The sequence below is a fragment of the Treponema vincentii genome, assembly GCF_010365865.1.
Lineage (GTDB): Bacteria > Spirochaetota > Spirochaetia > Treponematales > Treponemataceae > Treponema.
On record NZ_CP048020.1, the window covers coordinates 2,281,679 to 2,299,257 of the forward strand.

Annotated in this window: 13 protein-coding genes and 1 pseudogene; 4 read left to right on the forward strand and 10 right to left on the reverse strand. The window is 45.5% G+C overall.

Annotated features, from left to right (window positions below):
- Window positions 1-152: 152 nt before the first annotated feature.
- Both GWP43_RS10665 and GWP43_RS10670 read right to left on the reverse strand, forming a co-directional pair.
- Complete coding sequence (locus tag GWP43_RS10665; RefSeq protein ID WP_162664143.1) at window positions 153-1,238, reverse strand: BMP family lipoprotein; 1,086 nt, start codon at window positions 1,236-1,238, stop codon at window positions 153-155.
- Between the two features lie 291 nt (window positions 1,239-1,529).
- Window positions 1,530-3,230: a methyl-accepting chemotaxis protein gene (locus GWP43_RS10670; protein WP_162664144.1), complete on the reverse strand. Its 1,701-nt coding sequence runs from the start codon at window positions 3,228-3,230 to the stop codon at window positions 1,530-1,532.
- A 30-nt stretch (window positions 3,231-3,260) separates the two neighbouring features.
- Between GWP43_RS10670 and GWP43_RS10675 the strand changes: the two genes are divergently transcribed.
- Entirely contained in the window at window positions 3,261-3,704 is a 444-nt protein-coding gene (locus GWP43_RS10675; RefSeq protein WP_203232405.1) for an ABC transporter permease, read from the forward strand.
- A gap of 378 nt (window positions 3,705-4,082) precedes the next feature.
- On the opposite strand, the gene GWP43_RS10680 is transcribed toward GWP43_RS10675, so the two are convergent.
- Genes GWP43_RS10680 through selD form a run of 4 tightly spaced genes read right to left on the reverse strand, consistent with a single transcriptional unit; the run spans window position 4,083 to window position 7,104 of the window.
- Window positions 4,083-5,123: an aminotransferase class V-fold PLP-dependent enzyme gene (locus tag GWP43_RS10680; RefSeq protein ID WP_230977675.1), complete on the reverse strand. Its 1,041-nt coding sequence runs from the start codon at window positions 5,121-5,123 to the stop codon at window positions 4,083-4,085.
- A gap of 17 nt (window positions 5,124-5,140) precedes the next feature.
- The gene (locus GWP43_RS10685) at window positions 5,141-5,410 is read right to left on the reverse strand and encodes a putative Se/S carrier protein (RefSeq protein ID WP_162664145.1); all 270 of its coding nucleotides are present in this window, start codon (window positions 5,408-5,410) and stop codon (window positions 5,141-5,143) included.
- 3 nt (window positions 5,411-5,413) lie between these two features.
- Window positions 5,414-6,016, reverse strand: a complete 603-nt coding sequence (gene yedF / locus GWP43_RS10690) for a sulfurtransferase-like selenium metabolism protein YedF (RefSeq protein ID WP_162664846.1) — start codon at window positions 6,014-6,016, stop codon at window positions 5,414-5,416.
- A gap of 29 nt (window positions 6,017-6,045) precedes the next feature.
- A complete protein-coding gene (gene selD / locus GWP43_RS10695) occupies window positions 6,046-7,104 on the reverse strand; it encodes a selenide, water dikinase SelD (protein WP_162664146.1) in 1,059 nt (352 codons plus the stop codon).
- Window positions 7,105-7,282: 178 nt separating this feature from the next.
- Here selD and uvrB point away from each other — a divergent pair, with 178 nt between their 5' ends.
- Both uvrB and GWP43_RS10705 read left to right on the forward strand, forming a co-directional pair.
- A complete protein-coding gene (uvrB, locus tag GWP43_RS10700; RefSeq protein WP_162664147.1) occupies window positions 7,283-9,274 on the forward strand; it encodes an excinuclease ABC subunit UvrB in 1,992 nt (663 codons plus the stop codon).
- Between the two features lie 602 nt (window positions 9,275-9,876).
- On the forward strand, window positions 9,877-10,485 hold the full coding sequence (locus GWP43_RS10705) for an ATP-dependent Clp protease proteolytic subunit (RefSeq protein WP_162664148.1): 609 nt from the start codon (window positions 9,877-9,879) through the stop codon (window positions 10,483-10,485).
- A 203-nt stretch (window positions 10,486-10,688) separates the two neighbouring features.
- On the opposite strand, the pseudogene GWP43_RS15640 reads toward GWP43_RS10705, so the two are convergent.
- The 4 genes and pseudogenes from GWP43_RS15640 to lepB all read right to left on the reverse strand — a co-directional run.
- Window positions 10,689-11,489 (reverse strand): annotated as a pseudogene (locus tag GWP43_RS15640) (nuclease/transposase family protein); the annotation flags it as partial.
- Between the two features lie 189 nt (window positions 11,490-11,678).
- Complete coding sequence (locus GWP43_RS10720) at window positions 11,679-11,915, reverse strand: hypothetical protein (protein ID WP_162664150.1); 237 nt, start codon at window positions 11,913-11,915, stop codon at window positions 11,679-11,681.
- 26 nt (window positions 11,916-11,941) lie between these two features.
- Complete coding sequence (locus GWP43_RS10725; RefSeq protein WP_162664151.1) at window positions 11,942-13,114, reverse strand: thymidine kinase; 1,173 nt, start codon at window positions 13,112-13,114, stop codon at window positions 11,942-11,944.
- Window positions 13,115-14,893 (reverse strand): signal peptidase I, encoded by a 1,779-nt coding sequence (gene lepB, locus GWP43_RS10730; protein WP_162664152.1) that lies wholly within the window; start codon window positions 14,891-14,893, stop codon window positions 13,115-13,117. It abuts the gene before it with no gap.
- Between the two features lie 430 nt (window positions 14,894-15,323).
- Between lepB and GWP43_RS10735 the strand changes: the two genes are divergently transcribed.
- A complete protein-coding gene (locus GWP43_RS10735; protein WP_162664153.1) occupies window positions 15,324-17,426 on the forward strand; it encodes a methyl-accepting chemotaxis protein in 2,103 nt (700 codons plus the stop codon).
- Window positions 17,427-17,579: the final 153 nt, after the last annotated feature.

The window sequence follows — 17,579 nt, forward strand, 5'->3', positions numbered from 1 at the left end:
CAGGCCTTCCTTTATTTACACTGTAAACTTTTATCTAATTACTATTGTTAAAAACCTCAGTTTTTAGAGATTTCTCAATAAACGATTAAAGAAAAATCCGAGGCGTACGTAGTCATACATCCTCGGATTTGCAGAAAACAAACGCTTATCGATTAGCGGAATAAATCGCCCTGCTTGTCGGCAACGACAATGGCGCCTGACTTAATCTGCTGATAAATTTCATTCACTTTCGCTTGTACCTCATCGGAAAGGTTGGGGTTCTCCGGAGGAATACCGACCGCATCTTCTTTTGCAGTCAAAATAAGTGTTCTTCCACCTTGAAATTTACCATCGAGTTCGTCTTTGACCATATCATAAGATGCACGGTCTACATACTTCATTGCAGAAGTTAAAACGACCGATTTTTTGTCGGGGAGTAATCCTTCGTTATACTGATTAACGTCGACACCGACAACCCATACGTCTTTTCCGACCTGACGGCGTGCTTTTGTTTCATTGATTACGCCGACGCCGCCTGCTGCAGCGTGGATACAGGTAACACCGCGGTCAAACATGGAAGCAGCGATCTGCTGTCCCGCTGCGATATCGCTAAACGTTCCCTGATATACGAAATCCTCCGGATGCATTTCGATGTTCGTTCCAAGATTTTCATTGGCATATTTAATACCTTGCTGCCATCCCCAGTTGAACTTCTGAACAGCCGGAATTTCCATACCGCCGATAAATCCGAAGCGGCCTTCTTTTAATTGAAGCGCTGCGGCAAGGCCGGCAGTGAAGCCTGCTTCCTGTTCGGCAAAGAGAATACCGATGGTATTCGGCCCGTTTTGAGCATCATACGAATCGGCAGGATGAGCGTTGCCGTCGATAAGGACGAGTTTTGCATCAGGGTATTTTGTCTGTGCCTTGAAAATTGCAGTTTCAAATTTAAAACCAGGGCAAACGATAAATTTATATCCTGAATCATAGAGGTTGGAGATTTCTTTCACATAGTCCGCTTCGGTTGTCCCCACCGGCTTTAAGTATTTAATCTCAACGCCAAGTTCCTTTTCCGCACGGATAATGCCTTCCCATGTTCCCTGATTGAATGATTTATCATCAATCGTCCCCGCATCGGTAACCATACCGACTTTCATAGCTTTCTTTGTCGTTTCCTCGCTTTTTGTGCATGAGCAAATGACAAATGCACTTAATACCAGTACAGCTGCTCCCAGTACCGCTTTTAAGCTTATTTTTCGCATATTTGCGCCTCCTCAAATAAGTTCAATAAGTATACCTCAATAAAAATACCGTGTCAAATCGTTGATATAATGAAGGTAAACGCATCAGGTTGTTAGGAGTATATCCCCCGCAAAATAACGAGGCTGTATCAGCAGAATTTCGCCGCTTTGCGGCTCAAATGCTGCTCCAGCCTCGTTATTTTGCGCTATGGTTTTGACTGTCTGATGCGTTTACCCATTTACCGAAAAAATTTCGCACAAAAAGACAGCAGTCGCCTAGAATATGTATAATGCGAAAGCCCTGATACCTTGCTAGAGTTGGAATGAATCAACTTCCCGTACGACTTCTTGGATAGCTTGTGCATTTTTTTGAGTAACTTCGTGGACGGTTTGGATTGCCTTGTTGATGTTCAATACATCACCGGTCATTTCGCTCATTTTCTCTGTCAGCGCTGCGGTTAGGGTATTGAGCATCGCCATTTCCTCTGCAGTATGGCGGCCGTTATTTGCCATTTCTTCCGATTTAGTTTTTATATCATGTGTTATACCGTTGATATCCGTAATAGCTGCGGTAATTTTTTCACTGCCGGTTTCCTGCTGTTGCATTGCTTCCAAAATACCGGCTTCCTGCTCGGAAATTTTGCTCACCAATGTGTATACCTGTTCAAACGCCTTTTCAGTCGTGCTTTCGGTATTGGTTAATTTCTGGATAATCTGTAAAGATTCTTTAATGACCGCGGCAATCTTTTTTCCTTGCATACTTGATTCTTCCGCTAATTTCCGAATTTCATCGGCAACGACAGCGAAACCTTTACCCGATTCACCGGCATGTGCCGCTTCAATAGCTGCGTTCATCGCTAAGAGATTAGTTTGGCTCGCCACATTTTGAATAACTTCACCTGCTTCCAAAAGATCGCCTGACCTTTTGGCAATTTCCATTGCCGCTTCATTGGCATTTTTTGCCCCTGCCTTTCCTTGCATACTCAGTTGATACGCATCTTTGATAACGGTATTACTTTCTTCAAGTAATTCGGTAACGGCTCTCACGTTTGTTATCATCGTTTCTATCAATGAAGAAGACTGCATAAGTTTATTTGATTGGATAACAATGTAGCCGTCGAGCGTATTGAGTGTTTCCAAAATCGTTTTTACCGTACTGTCGGTCGTTGTTACACTCTCGGCCTGATTCATCAATTGCTGCTTGAGGCTATTGATATTTCCGGCAATGTGACCGGCGCCTTCTGACGTAGTCTGCATTGTTCCTTCAAGAATGGTTCCGTGCTCCGTCAAATTACGGAGAGCGTGATGAATCGCTTCTATGACCGATTGATTGGCCGTTTGCTTTGCGCGTAAAAGCGCCTCATCTTCTTGCAGCTGTTTGATGTTTTCCTGTTTTCCAAGATCCGTAATCAAGAATAACACCGCAGCGATAATAACGGCATTAATAATGATTTGCGGAAAGAGAAGCAGATCGAACATGAGCGCGGCGGCCTCTGCGAACGGTTTCTCTCCGAGGAGCGGTACAAATACCATGATGTGCAGTATTTCCCACACTCCACCGAAACCTGAAAAAAGCAAAATCGTTTTGTACGTTAAAGTTATGCGTTCGTATTTCTGCCGAAGGATCAAGACGATACCGGCACAGACAATACCTGAGAAAAAAGTTGCTGCAGAACAGCCGAGCGCTGTCCATCCTCCGACAGTGTATCGATACACGCTGCCGATCAGTCCGACAATGATTCCCGGCAGAGGTCCAAGCAGCGCCGTTGCAACAACGACAACGCCTGTTCTGATATTCGCGAGCGCATTTCCCACTTGGATACCGAGAACCGAAGCCAAAATATTTAAAATAGAAAAGACCAATGTTAATCCGATTGCAGCAATAAATTCCGCTTGTGTTTTTGTATGATATACCAAAGCGGCTTTTATCGGTCTTATTTTAAATAAAAAATAAAGGACCATAAAAAAGAGCGCTACATTTGATGTAAGCGAAAAAAAGGTAGTTGCATTCACTGTTTTTCTCCATAAAGATATAAAAATATTTTGAAATTGATAATCCCCCATGCCGTTAAAAACTTTTCCGCACTTTTTGATATGCTCGATCATAATTATGTTTTTATCGGAAAAAATCTCAGCTTATCCAATGTACAGATATTTTTTCATATTGTGCTTCCAAACCTCAAATATCAGATAGGGTGCATCTGGATAATATGCTTTGCACGAGTGTTGGGAGAATTCGGCGCTTGTATGATGCTGGCCGGAATTACCGGTATGAAAACGGAAACGCTTACCACCGCTATTTTTCTCAATATGACTACCGGCGACTTTGAAGCAGCGGCGGATTGTTCCTTTCCCATTGAGCGATATCGCCAGTTTGCAAATCGGAACGAACGACTACGATACGGCAATTTTTATTGCAGTACTCAATGCGCTGCACACACCTCTACCGCTTTTGAAAACACATTTTCCGTAAGCCTTTTGAAATAGACTGTTAAGCAGTTGTACATCCCTGTACAACTGCTTAACGACGAGTTCGCAATGCGAACTCGCTCCTGTCGAAAACCACCGACATCCATGTCGGAAATGATACGTTGAGGATTAATTTTTCAGCAGCAGCGTATCGTAAAGCATACTCCTCCGTAAGCCTTTTTGAAATAGGCGAGGTAGATCCGAGGCGCGAGGAAAAATTAACCGCAGGCGTATCTTTGATACGTTGAGGATTAATTTTTTCGCAGCAACGAAGGAGATACCCGCATATTTCAAAAGGACTCGCTGATGGCCCCAAGAGCATCGATACTAGCCTCTATCTCTTCCGTCGTATTAAACGTAGAAAAGCTGAAGCGGACAATCCCTTGCGCTTCCGTTTTATAGCTCCGGTGCACAAGCGGAGCGCAGTGGGGCACCCGGACGGGTTGCAATGCCGTACCGCTCATCAAGGAGGCGGCTCACTTCCGCAGACGGCACGGTTCCAATGTTCAGCCCGATAACAGGACCGGCATTTTGTACGTTCGGTGCATAGAGCGTGATAAACGGAAGGTCTGCGGCGAGCTTGAAAAAGTATGCGCGCAGCTTTGCTAAATACGCAGCGGCGTTCTCTTGTCCAAGCTGTTCGATATATGCACATCCTGCCGTCAGTCCCGCAAAGGAAGGCACATTCATGGTACCGGCTTCAAAGACATCGGGCATTGTCGCGGGGTGTGTTTTGTCAAAAGAATGAATGCCGCTGCCGCCGGAAAACACCGGCTTAAAAGCAAAGTCACCGTTCACTATGATGCCGCCGGTACCCTGCGGACCATATAATCCCTTGTGACCGGTAAAGCAGACAATGGTTTGTTCATACTGCGAAATATCCATCGGCATGGTACCGGCGCTTTGGGAGGCATCGATAATCAGCGTCAATCCATTCTTTCTGCATAAGCCGTAAATTCGCTGCATATCGGGAACGGCGCCGATAACATTGGAGCAGGCGGTAACAATAATCGCCTTGGTATTGCTCCGTATCTGCGCTTCCATTGCCGTATAGTCAAGCTCGCCTGTTTCAAGATCAAAGCCGACAATCGACAGCTCCGCCCCTTGACTTTCCAGCTGATAGAGCGGACGCAAGACCGAGTTATGTTCAAGCGCAGTGGTAATGAGATGATCGCCTGCTCCGAACAAACTTTTGAACACGAGATTCAAGGCTGTCGTTGCATTTTGGCACAGTGCAACTTGCAGCGGATCTGTTATATGGAAGATACGGGCAACGGCAACACGGGTTTTATACAAAGAGGCGAGCGCCGCATGGGCGGTTTTATGCGCAGCACGTCCCGGATTTGCAAACTGCTGAGAGGCAATCGCGTCATACACTGCATCTGCAACACTGTCGGGCTTATGGAGCGTTGTCGCGCTATTATCAAAATAAATCATACTACTTACCCTTCTGACTATTTCCCAGACATCTTCACTGCGGTTCTGTCCGAGCCTTGGACGGTGAGCAGATACACATCCTGATACGCGGCTCCGCTTGTTTTTAATAAGTCAACCGCTTTTTCCGCATCTTCACGGTTGACCCGCAGCGCCATCCCGCAGCCTTCTGAAATTTCCGGAGGGAGCGGGATCAGGCGGGCGCCGGAGAGACCGGTCACTGCCATTTCCGCTGCGATTGCCTGATGAGTACTATCAAATGAAATAACGCAAAATACTTCGTTCTGCATGGCTTAGGGCTTTACGACCTTATTGGTACGCATAATTTCCGTAATACGGTACATATTGGTAGCCGAACCGACTTGCAGTTTCTCTTTTAAGCCGTAGAAATCCAAACACAGCCCACACGCAAGCACTTCCGTCCCCTTTTCCTGCAAGGTTTTTAAATCATTGACGGTTTTTTCGTTCTCGGTTGCAAGGCGGACACCGGAGTTATACATCACCACCATTTTAGGGATTCGATCCTGTTCGGTCAGCGCATACACAAAGTTCTCCAACAGCTTTGTGCCGAAACCTTCATCGCCGGTGCCCATCTTGTCGGAATTGATCACCACAACATATTCGTCAGCGCCTTGTTCCAACACGCTTGTGTCGTTCAAAATAGCACAAGCCTCGCAGCCTTGAAAGTCGTAGAGTACGGTGTATTCCGCATCGTTCAGCTTGGTAACGCTTGCTTTGATATTCAGCTGCCCTGCCATCTTGGTCAGATTCTGGGTCGCAATTTCGTTATCCACCCGTATCAGGATGTTTTCCCCTGCAGTGTTTTCGCGCAATACTTTTTTCGTCATAATGACGGGAATGGGACACGCTTTGCCCATCGCATTTACTTCAATCATCATTTTCCTCCATAGATATTAAGTAACCATCAACTCACCACAATCGGATAATCCGCGCGAGATTCGATGGCGCCGATTTGGAATAGGCTGATGCCTGCCTCGGCAAAGGCCGGTTTGATTTTTTCCGCTTCGGCAGGGCTGACGGCAAAAAGTAAACCGCCTGAGGTTTGCGGGTCAAAGATAATTTCTTCAAGTGCAAAATCTTTTATGCCGAAGTGAATTTTCCCTTGAGCAAAGTTCCGGTTCCGCTGTCCGCCGGCGGTAAGCAAAAATTCACCGGCTGCCTGATACGCTGTCTCGATATAGGGAATATGGCTTGCGTCAAGGCGGGCGGTAAAATCCGTACCGGTCATTTCCGAAAGATGTCCGCCCAAGCCGAAACCGGTTACATCAGTGCAGGCATGAACGGTAAAGTTCCGGAGAATTTCGGCTGCGTATTTATTGAGGTAGGTCATTGAGGCAGCCGCTTCGTCAAAGGCGGCGCGGGAGACTTCTCCTGCGCTGTACGCGGTGGTGATAATCCCGATCCCCAGTTTTTTGGTTAAAAATAACACATCTCCCGCCTGCGGGGTGTTGTTTCGCCAAATGCGCTCAGGGTGTATCGTTCCCATCACGGAAAGTCCGTATTTTATTTTGGGGTCGTGGATGGAGTGCCCGCCAACGAGTGCCGCCCCTGCTTCTTTCACCTTTTCCGCGCCGCCGGTTAGAATGCTTTGCAGCGCTGCGTATGCATTATCGCGGGTTGCTTCCTCAGGATAGCAGACAATGTTCATTGCACATACCGGCTCTCCACCCATCGCGTACACATCACTGAGAGCATTTGCTGCTGCAATCTGCCCGAAAAGGATAGGATCGGTTACCATCGGCGGGAAAAAATCAAGGGTCTGGATGACTGCTATATCGGGTGTCAGCTGAATAACGGCCGCATCATCGGAGCTGTCGAAGCCGACCAATAAGCCTTCGTGTGAAGTCTTGGGGAGTGTTTTCAGTAAGGCGCTCAAAACCCCTGCACCGATTTTTGCATTGCATCCGCCGCAGACAAAAAGCGCATCGCCCTGTCCGCTCGCGGATTTATTATAATTTTCCATTGATTTATTATAATATATGAGGGTGCTTTTTACAAGCAAATTTCCGACTACACCCAGGATAAACGCATCAGCACCGCAACAGACGTCGGTGATATTACATTCTTTACTGCGTATTTTCGTGTACCCGTACCAAAATGATAGAAATAAACTACAGAATACAGTACAATCTCATCCATATATGAAACAGTTTAAACTGATAGCGGATTATCAGCCTTCGGGCGACCAAGGGGATGCGATACGGCAGCTTGCGGACGGCATACTTGCGGGTGACCGGTTCCAAACGCTCAAAGGTGTTACCGGTTCGGGCAAGACTTTTACGATGGCGAACATTATTCAAGCGGTGCAGAAACCGACGCTGATTATCAGCCACAACAAGACGCTTGCGGCGCAGCTCTACCGTGAGTTCAAAGGCTTTTTCCCAGAAAATGCCGTCGAATACTTTGTTTCATACTATGATTACTACCAGCCGGAGGCTTATGTCCCGGCGCGAGACCTCTATATCGAAAAAGACGCTTCTATCAACGATGAGATAGACCGACTCCGGCTTTCGGCAACATTCAGTTTGATGGAGCGGCGGGATGTTATCGTTGTGTCAACAGTGTCGTGCATTTACGGCTTGGGCTTACCCGAATCGTGGCGCGATTTACGCATCACCATAGAAAAAGGGCAGACCGTTGATCCCGGTAAACTCAAAAAACAGCTGATCAGTCTGCAATACGAGCGCAATGATGCGGTGTTAGAGCGTGGTCGGTTCCGTGTGAAGGGCGATGTGATGGAAATATTCCCTGCGTATATGGAAGAAGCCTACCGCATCGAGTTTGACTGGGAAGAGATTGTGCGTATCCGCCGCTTTAGCCCGCTGACCGGCGAGGTGAGCCAAGAATACGAAGAGCTTTCGATTTATCCTGCAAAGCACTTTGTTATGCCGGAAAATGCTATTCCCAATGCTATCGAACGGATTAAGCAGGAGCTTGATGCACGTTTGGAAACGCTCAAGGCGCAGGGAAAGCTCTTTGAGGCTGAACGGCTGAAAACCCGTACCGAATACGATATCGAAATGCTCTCCGAGATGGGGCATTGCCCGGGCATAGAAAACTACTCTGCGCCGATCGCAAACCGCAAGCCGGGCGAGCCTCCTGCAACGCTTTTTCATTACTTTCCCAAAGACTTCCTCCTTTTTATGGATGAAAGCCACGTAACCTTTCCGCAGATCGGCGCTATGTACGAAGGCGACCGCAGCCGCAAGCAGAACCTTGTAGACTTCGGCTTCCGGCTTCCCTGCGCGCTGGATAACCGCCCGCTTAAAATCAATGAGTTTGAAACAATGCTCAATCAGGCTGTCTTTGTTTCCGCAACACCCGGCCCCAAAGAATTGCAATATTCTACCCGCGTTGTTGAGCAGCTCATCCGCCCGACCGGTCTGTTAGACCCGCTCATCGAAATTCATCCGAGCGAGGGGCAGATGGAGCATATCTACGGCGAGGTGAGAAAGCGTATCGCAAAGGATGAGCGGAGTCTTATCCTCACCCTCACCAAGAAGATGGCGGAAGACCTTACCGACTACCTCACCGGTCTGGGCTTAAAGGTAAAGTACATTCACAGCGAGGTGGAAACCATCGAGCGGGTAGAAATCCTCAAAGGCTTGAGGGCGGGTGAGTTCGATGTGCTTATCGGGATTAACCTCCTGCGGGAAGGTATCGACCTGCCGGAAGTGTCGTTTATCGGCATCCTCGACGCGGATAAAATCGGCTTTTTGCGGTCAACCACCAGCCTCGTACAGATTGTCGGGCGGGCGGCGCGTAATGCCAACGGCAGCGTGGTGATGTATGCCGACCGTATCAGCGACGCGATGAAGGAAACAATAGAAGAAACCACCCGCCGCCGTTCAATTCAGCAAGCCTACAACGATGAGCACGGCATTACGCCTAAAACCATAAAAAAATCGATTGAAGATATTTTGGTACGCGAAACGGAAATCAAAAAAGAAGCCGCCCGCGCCGAAACCGAGCCGCTGGTCAACAGCTTCAATATTCTGAACCCCGCCGACCGCAAAAAGCTTATCAAAAAGCTCGAAGCGCAGATGGCTGAATATGCCGATATGTTGTTGTTTGAAGAGGCGGCGGTGGTGAGGGATAAGATCGAAGAGATTAAACGCCTCGGGAGCTTTTGAAATATACGACGCATCTACTGCGTCATACGGTAAAAAAGTGTCCTCAACGTATCAAAGATACGCCTGCGGTACTTTTTTACCGTATTCCTTGTATCTGCATCGTCTATTTCAAAAGGCTTACGGCAAAATATACGGCTACGGCGTTGCTGCACACAAATTAATCTTCAACGTATCAGAACGGACAGGGATGTCCGGGGTTCCACGCAACGGCGACGTTTTTGCTCCGCAAAAACTCGCGTTCAGAAGTGTACACGGATGTACACTTCTGGACAGGCTATTTCAAAAGGCTAACGGCAAATAGTATTTCAGCACAGACAGGGATGTCCGTGGTTCTATGCAGTAGCGAGATTTGTGTTATGCACAAATCTCGTCGTTAAGCAGTTGTACAGGGATGTACAACTGCTTAACAGTCTATTTCAAAAGGCTAACGGCAGGCGCATCTATGGCGTTTCTGCGCACGCATTCCATACCCGCTGTACTAAAGTGCGCTTTTTTAGTATGGTAGTACGTCAACGGTTTTTATGACAACCGTATTTTTATTGATAGGCATTTCTGAAAATCAAAACGGTTCAGGGATGTTTTATACTCATAAAGGACACCTCATGAATACTTTTTATAACGCGGAAGAAACATCAAAGGAAAAAACAAGCGATAGCGCAAATGATCAGCTGATGCAGAAGTTCTTGAATACCCGTCAAATTATCTTGTCGGGTGAAGTGAATAAAGAGCTGGCGGAAAAGGTTATCCGTCAGCTTTTGATACTCGAATCCGATTCCGCTTCAAAACCGATTTATGTGTATATCGATTCTCCGGGCGGAGATGTTGATGCCGGTTTTGCGATTTTTGATATGATTCGGTTCATTAAGCCGCCGGTTTATACGATCGGAATGGGATTGGTAGCCAGTGCAGGTGCGCTTATTCTTTTAGCGGCGCCGAAAAACTATCGGCTTGGGTTGCCGAATAGTCACTACCTCATCCATCAGCCGTTATCCGGCATCAAAGGGGTCGCAACGGATATCGAAATCCATGCAAAAGAAATCGAAAAAATCCGCACAAAAATTAATGCGCTTATCGCCGAAGAAACCGGTAAGGACGTAGCTGAGGTTGCTAAAGATACCGATCGCGACTATTGGCTTTCGGCAGACGAAGCGGTGAATTACGGGCTCATCTTACAGGTCATTAAAACCCGCAGTGACCTTCCAAAAAAATAAAAACAGCACCGCCACGGACGGTGGTGGTTCCATATAGCAGCGACGTTTTTGCTGCGCAAAAACTCGTCGTTGACCAGCGTACAGGGACGTACACTGGTCAACAGCGCCATGAACAGCATCATTCAAAGATGTACTTCCTTGTACATCTTTGAATTACGAGTTTTTCAGTGAAAAACTCGTTGCTATCCGAAACCACTGACGTCTTATTTAATCGCTTCAACATCTTCTCGAGTAAGACCGGTAGCTTGTATTATCTTTTGCATGGAATCTCCGTACTGTTTTAGTATCTTTGCTGTTTCGAGTTTTGCTTGGCGGGAACCTTCGGCGAAACCTTTGGCTTCACCTTCATCGAAAGCGTCCATAAGAGCTACCGGTAAAATATGGTATTCTCTCCGTGCTAATTCATTCTGTTTTACTGTCTGTATCATCTGCTCTATCCTCCCTGTATATTCAGTTGTTACCTTACCGGTTTTTACATATTGTAAAAAGCCCTGTAAATCTTTATTATCTGCTGTGCTAAATGCATTTGCATTCTCAATATAATCTTTTTTTGTATCTTTTGAAAATATGCGGGTATCTGCGTTGTCGCTTAACAAAAAACAGTCCTCGACGTACAGCAAGTACGCCTGCGGGTGTTTTTTGTACGCTCCTAGCATCTACTCCGCCTATTTACAAAAGGCTAACGGAAGGCTTTTTTCGAAAAGTCTGGTTCAGCAGCGGCATGGATGCCGCTGGTTCTAGCAGCAGCGATGTTTTGCCGAATGGCAAAACTCGTGTTTTCCGATAGACACGGACGTCTATCGGAAAACACATCTCAATATCATAAGATGTACCGGCTTCGTCTTTTACCAATACGTCAAGACGAACATTTTTTGCGCTCGAATTAGTGGTAACGGTATTTTGGGACGATAGATACGTGATTTTCTCTATCTTAGCGTTAAAGAGTATCTCAAGAAATTCTTTACAAATAGATTCATGTTCCATGACTTTGCAGAACATAAAATCGTCTGCGATTGTTAATTCTTCAAATGGTTTTTTAGCCATCTTTCGCCTCCGTTAGTAATATCTCTTATAAAGCACTGATGCAAAAATGGCTAAAGAAATGGAGAAAAAATCATCTTTTTTATTCGTGCGGTTTAATACCTGCCGTTTCTCGGCAATGATCTGCGTCGGGGGTGTTGATTGTCAAGCGTTCAGCCCATTACCTTAAAGCCGTCATCGGGCTTTAAGGTAATGGCTACGGTTTTGTCCTTTTCGACGGTAGTATCGGTTTTTATTTCTGTTTTGTTTGTCTTTGCTGTAAAGACCTCATCTACGCTAAAGGTTATCTTGTACTTGGGCGTTGTCGGCTTATTTCCGTTTGCATTCTGGCAAGCCGGTACACAAAACCGATGAAAATAATGGGGAACGGATAAGAACAAAGGTATCAAACCTTCCGCACAAATAATGTGCCTGTTCAGTTCCACACAAGCGGTCGTTTGTTATCGGATAGCCGCTTATCAAGATACTCCTTATTTAAGTGCAGCTCTTTTACCAATGTGCGCATTTGATCGGCGGAGAGTAGATTCTGTTCGGCAAAAAGGAAGATGAGCGCCCGTTCTGCGATGCAGGGAACACGGAGCGCATTGATCCGTTCAGGCGAAGGATTGGCGCAATCGAGATATTCAGTCTTAAACGTATTAAATAATATGGAATGCTCCATATTATCTTGAATTGCCGCAAGTTCCTGCATAAGCGGCTGCATATTTCCTCTGCTTGCTTCTATTCCAAGCGGCTTTAACGTAAAGAACGTGTACTGCTTACCGGGTAAAAAATGGTGCTGATCGCAGCGGGTACAGTAATTCGGTTCAAAAGGGTCTTCTTTTTTGCGGTCTCCCCCGATGATAATCAGCGGATCAAAATAGAGCGCGGGGCATTCAACGCCGTTTACAATGTAGTATCGATAGGTATTGTAGCCATTTTGCAGACAGTCTGGATGTTCGCAATAAGCGGAGAACGGATATATTTCCGTTGCCGTTTCTACCAGCAGCCGCGCTGTTGCATTGAAAATTTCGCCGCGGAAGTTTAGCAGCAAGGTCGGCATCACAAACACAAGGCCGCGGCGGTCGCTTTCTTTTTTAATCACGTATGCGAGCCGTTCGTCATAAAATGCTGCCTCATCGATAATCCAGGTACCGATATGCGGATTTTCCTGTAATAGTCTTTCAAGCGCAAACGAATTGCCGACTGTCGCAATATGTTCCCCGCACCGCTGGTAGCCGCCGCGGTAGGCAAGCGCATCCTCAGGATAGTCGGGAAAACGCTCTTTATCGAGGCTGTAGCGTGCAAAAAAAGTATATCGCCTATCCGCCGAGCCGATACCGCTTGCAGGGTCAAACAAATCTTTTTGAGAATTTGCTCCGCTGGTCAGCTTTTGCACGGCGCCGCTTTTGGTACGGGCGACTTGTGCATCTCTCCATACGTGTCCCGCATATTCGGTTTTTCCCGACCCCATCGGCCCTACCACCAGGATACGGCGAGAGGCAGTAGTAAAGTCAAAATGAGCTTTCGGCTCATGCATCAATAAAGAAGGAAAGCCAAGGTTTTTAAACCATGCATTAATCTGTTCTTGTGCGGGTTCCAATTGCATTTATAAAGCTCCAAATCGCGAGAAGGGAAATACCCGCAGTATCGTCGTACCGAGTATTTTTTCCGCAGGGACATATTTCGGTTCAATATTACTTAAAAATCGAATGGATTGTACATCGTTTTTATCTACGGAGGTCAGCTTAAAAACAGTGGAATGGCGCATATCTGTTGAATTAAACCGGTTGTCCCCCATCATAAAATACGCATTTTCAGGAATGTACTCATCCTGTCCGGCAGGGAAGACATTCATGTTGCGCTGATTAGTCCATGCAAGATAAAAGGCGTAGGTTTGCGCTTCTTGTAAAAGACTGTTCCGCACTTCGTCGTTGATGAATTGCTCCGCCGTAGCGTTTGCACGGAACAGTTCAATATTGCGGATAATGATTTTACCGAAGCAGAGCTTGATAAGTGCATTCAACTGCGCAAACCGTTTTTCGTATAACGAAGCGTCCTGTGTATCGCCGCTTTGCCAATAAGGAACCCAACTTGTCATAAAGCTGCGGAACCATGCAAGCCCGCCGTTGGTGGTTAAAATTTCGCGGCTTATCGTATCGTTTGCACGAAAGAGTGCGCTCATCTCATATTCAGCTTCCTGTAAGAAATCTGCAGCTGCCGCCGTGTCGTTATTGCCTTTTAAAAGCGAAAGCCGGTTGACAAGCGATTCGGTTTGCTTTACTGCATCGTTTAAGTTGAGTGCTTTTCGCTGTGATTCAACTGCTTCCATTATACGCAGTTCTTCGGAGCCGATATATATATCTTTGATTAACCGGCGTTCTGATATGGGAAGACTTGCTAAATCCCAATTTGCATAGAGGCTATCTTCTTCTACCGGTAAAAATTCGGTATCGCCGCGATGTTTAACGTATAAAACTCCGTCGACCAGCATCAGCTTTTCGCCGGGAAGTCCGGTAACCCGCTTTACCAGCGGATCCGCTTTCGGTTTGCCGTTGTCATCGGTGTTAAGGTTTACTCGTGCAAGGGTGAGCATATACACCAACTGCGACATAAACGTTTTAAGCCGTGCCTTGGGCGTGTCGGGATAATTCGGGTTGTTCAGGATAACGATATCGCCGCGCTGATATTTTTTCCATTGCGGAAGTCTAAAAGACGAAAGCGGAAAAAAAGGCCCCGAAGGAGTTTTAACGCCGATAACCGTATCACCGATCATAAACTCCGGCACCATAGATTCCGATGGAATGCGGTATACCTGAAAAATAAAGATGTTGACTAATAGCACAAAAAAGATCGCGTAAAAAGCGGCATCCACCCATTCGAGCAGTTCAATTAAAACTTGTTTTATTATTTCTTTAATCGTTTTTTTATTACGCAGCTCGGTTAAAATTATTTTTATGCGCTCTCTCAATTTTTTCCCTTTGCGCGAAAAGATTTTTTTCTTTTGAATAGGTTTGATATCCGGAAAATATTTTTGTAAGTTCTTGTTTCTGAGATAATGGACAGTACGCGATTTTAAAATAAAAATACCGAACCACAGCAGCGCAAGAATGGCATCCATTGTATAAGGTGAATGCTCTACAAGTGCACGGGAGCATATAAAGCAAGCTATCATAACAAACGGCCAGTAGTCAAAGAGCTTTCTCGTAAAAACGAGTGAGATATAGGTTCTCTTCCGGTTTAACTTTAATTGCGCGTAAGTGAGCGCGGAAGAGAAAATAACACCGGCAACACTTCCTACAAAGGCTAAACCATGCATATTATTGACAATTAATAGGAGAGAAAAAACGAAAGACAGCCCCGAACAAACACGGAAAAATAGTGCCATGAATTACCTCGTAAATAGTTGTTTATTGTAGCTGTTATCATTTAGAATGTCAATTTTTCGGTGTATATCGTGTAACAATATTTTAATTTCAATATTATAAAGCAATTAAACGCTTGAACAGTCAATAGTAAAATGATAGTATCTGCTCTTAATTAGAGAAAGCTGATATACGGGGATTCAATAATATCGGCTTTTCTTTATAGGCCGTTTTAACGGCTACACATCCTACAAGTGAAGTACTCCATATAGTAGCGGATTCTTGTATCAACTATTCACTGCTAACATGGACGATCCTCCACGACATTCAATGTAATGCGGTAGTTTGATGTAATCTTGATATTAAAAGGAGATACTTGACAAAATGAATGAAAAAAGTATAATACCCGATACGTACGTGCGGAAATCATCATTACAAGACGGGAGGTATCTTATGAATACCGGAAAACGAATTTTCCCGCTTAGATATAAGCTCGTTTTATTTTTCGGGTTATTGATTTTAGCGGCGGTCATTACGCTGGGAACTTTGGCAATAAGAACAGCCCGTAAAGCCGTTATGGAAAAAATTGAAGTCCATCTTACCGACAAGGCAACAGACGTTGCAGAAATTGTCGACGGAAGAGCCTCTTCCTTTGTACAATTTGTAGAAGGACTTGCCCGTATGCCGTTTTTACGTGATAACAGTCTTTCATTGCAGGAAAAGGCGCGAATGATAACAATAGAAGCGGAACGGAATACAAATATAGATTACTTCGGCGTATGCGATCTCGAAGGTAATCGGTATGACGCGCATAGATCCCTCACGCTTGTAAGTGACAGGGAATGGTTTCAGTCCGCTGCTAAGGGAAAAAACTATATTACGGAACCATTCCTTTCGCAAATAACGAATACTATGCAAATACTCTTTGCTGTTCCGATCTATGACGACATGGATACCATCATCGGTGTTCTTAGTGCGGCGGCACCGGCAAAATTGCTTTCCCAAGAAATAGATAATATTGTAGTCGGCAAAAATGGATATTGTTATATTGAAGATTCGTCGGGTACAGTTATTGCACATAGAGATTTCACGTTAGTGCAGAACCGTGCTAATTCACAAGAAAAAGCGAAAACAGACGCAGCACTTACGTCTCTAGCGGCATTTGAAAAACAAGCTTTGGCATCCCAAGTATCTTCTGTAGGATACTATGAGTATAACGGCATCAATAATATAGCATCTTATGCTACCATACCGTCAACCGGCTGGACTGTTATTATAAAAGCTCCGGTGGATGAATTTATGGGAACCGTGAACGCGCTTCGCAAAGGCATTATGCTTACCGGTATTATTATTTTAGTATTATCGCTTGTCATTGTGTATATTATCGCCTATAAAATGATGCAGCCTGTTCAGGCGGTTGTCGCTGCATTGGGAGATATTGCTCACGGCGAAGGGGATTTAACGGTTCGCTTGCCGGTTTTTGGGAATGATGAAATAACGAATTTGTCCGCATACTTCAATGAAACAATCGAGAAGATTGGATTATCGATACGTGCCGTCGGCGTAAATAGCCAATCGATGGAAGAAGTCGGAAATGAGCTTGCTTCCAACATGGTAGAAACCGCGAGCGCCATCAACGAAATAAGCGCCAATATCGAAGGTGTAAAACAACAGGCAATGACACAAGCCGCAAGCGTAACCGAAACGGCAGCCACTATTGAAGAGATCGTTCGAACGATTAAGCAGCTTAATGGCAGTATCGAAATGCAGGCGGAAAGTGTTGCGCAGTCATCTTCTTCTATAGAACAGATGGTTGCAAATATCGCTTCAATTACCAAGACGCTTGAAAGTACCGACGGTGCTATTAAAAAGCTGGCCTCTGCAACAGGGGACGGGAAAGAGACGGTCGCGACCGCCAATACCGTAACACAGAAAATTGCAGAGGAATCGGGCAGCTTGTTGGAAGCGTCGAGCGTTATTCAGCATATCGCTTCGCAGACAAACCTACTTGCTATGAATGCCGCTATAGAGGCAGCTCATGCAGGAGAAGCCGGTAAAGGTTTTGCGGTTGTCGCCGACGAAATCCGCAAACTTGCGGAAGATTCTGCAACACAAGGTAAAGCAATAACTGCAACACTGAAAATTTTAAGCGGAGAAATTGAAACGCTTTCGGATTCTTCCAGAACTGCCGAAGAAAAATTCAGTACCATCTTTAACTTATCGGAACAGGTAAAATCGATGAGCGATCGTCTGACCGAAGCGATGCGTGAACAGGAAAACGGCAGCAAGGAAGTGCTTACCGCAATTAAAAATATCAATATGGTAACGGTTGAAGTAAGCGAGGGGTCTGCCGAAATGCTCAAAGGGGGTGAAGGCGTTGCGGAAGAGATGCAAAAGCTCAACGATCTTACTCGTATCATTACCGACAGTATGAATGAAATGGCAGCAGGAGCGGTTCAAATCAATAACGCTGTACAGGAAGTAAATGAAATTACACAAAAAAATAAGCACAATATTGAAAGCTTAGTATCCGAAGTTAATAAATTTAGAGTTTAACCGACTTCCGTGAAAACTTAAACAAGAAGGTGTCCCAATTCTTCGACGCCTTCTTGTTTGAATCTCCATCGTTTCAATTTAACCTTTAATCGCTCGTTTCTCCTTCTATAAACGGAATACGCTATATTCTGAGAAGAAGTGTCGTATTTTTTT

Bases quoted from the DNA above. Each gene is read 5' to 3' on its own strand.
- GWP43_RS10665 (WP_162664143.1), bottom strand. From the start codon at position 1,238: ATGCGAAAAATAAGCTTAAAAGCGGTACTGGGAGCAGCTGTACTGGTA.
- GWP43_RS10685 (WP_162664145.1), bottom strand. From the start codon at position 5,410: ATGCAGAACGAAGTATTTTGCGTTATTTCATTTGATAGTACTCATCAG.
- GWP43_RS10725 (WP_162664151.1), bottom strand. From the start codon at position 13,114: ATGCAATTGGAACCCGCACAAGAACAGATTAATGCATGGTTTAAAAAC.
- lepB (WP_162664152.1), bottom strand. From the start codon at position 14,893: ATGGCACTATTTTTCCGTGTTTGTTCGGGGCTGTCTTTCGTTTTTTCT.
- uvrB (WP_162664147.1), top strand. From the start codon at position 7,283: ATGAAACAGTTTAAACTGATAGCGGATTATCAGCCTTCGGGCGACCAA.
- GWP43_RS10680 (WP_230977675.1), bottom strand. From the start codon at position 5,123: ATGATTTATTTTGATAATAGCGCGACAACGCTCCATAAGCCCGACAGT.
- GWP43_RS10735 (WP_162664153.1), top strand. From the start codon at position 15,324: ATGAATACCGGAAAACGAATTTTCCCGCTTAGATATAAGCTCGTTTTA.
- selD (WP_162664146.1), bottom strand. From the start codon at position 7,104: ATGGAAAATTATAATAAATCCGCGAGCGGACAGGGCGATGCGCTTTTT.
- yedF (WP_162664846.1), bottom strand. From the start codon at position 6,016: ATGATTGAAGTAAATGCGATGGGCAAAGCGTGTCCCATTCCCGTCATT.
- GWP43_RS10705 (WP_162664148.1), top strand. From the start codon at position 9,877: ATGAATACTTTTTATAACGCGGAAGAAACATCAAAGGAAAAAACAAGC.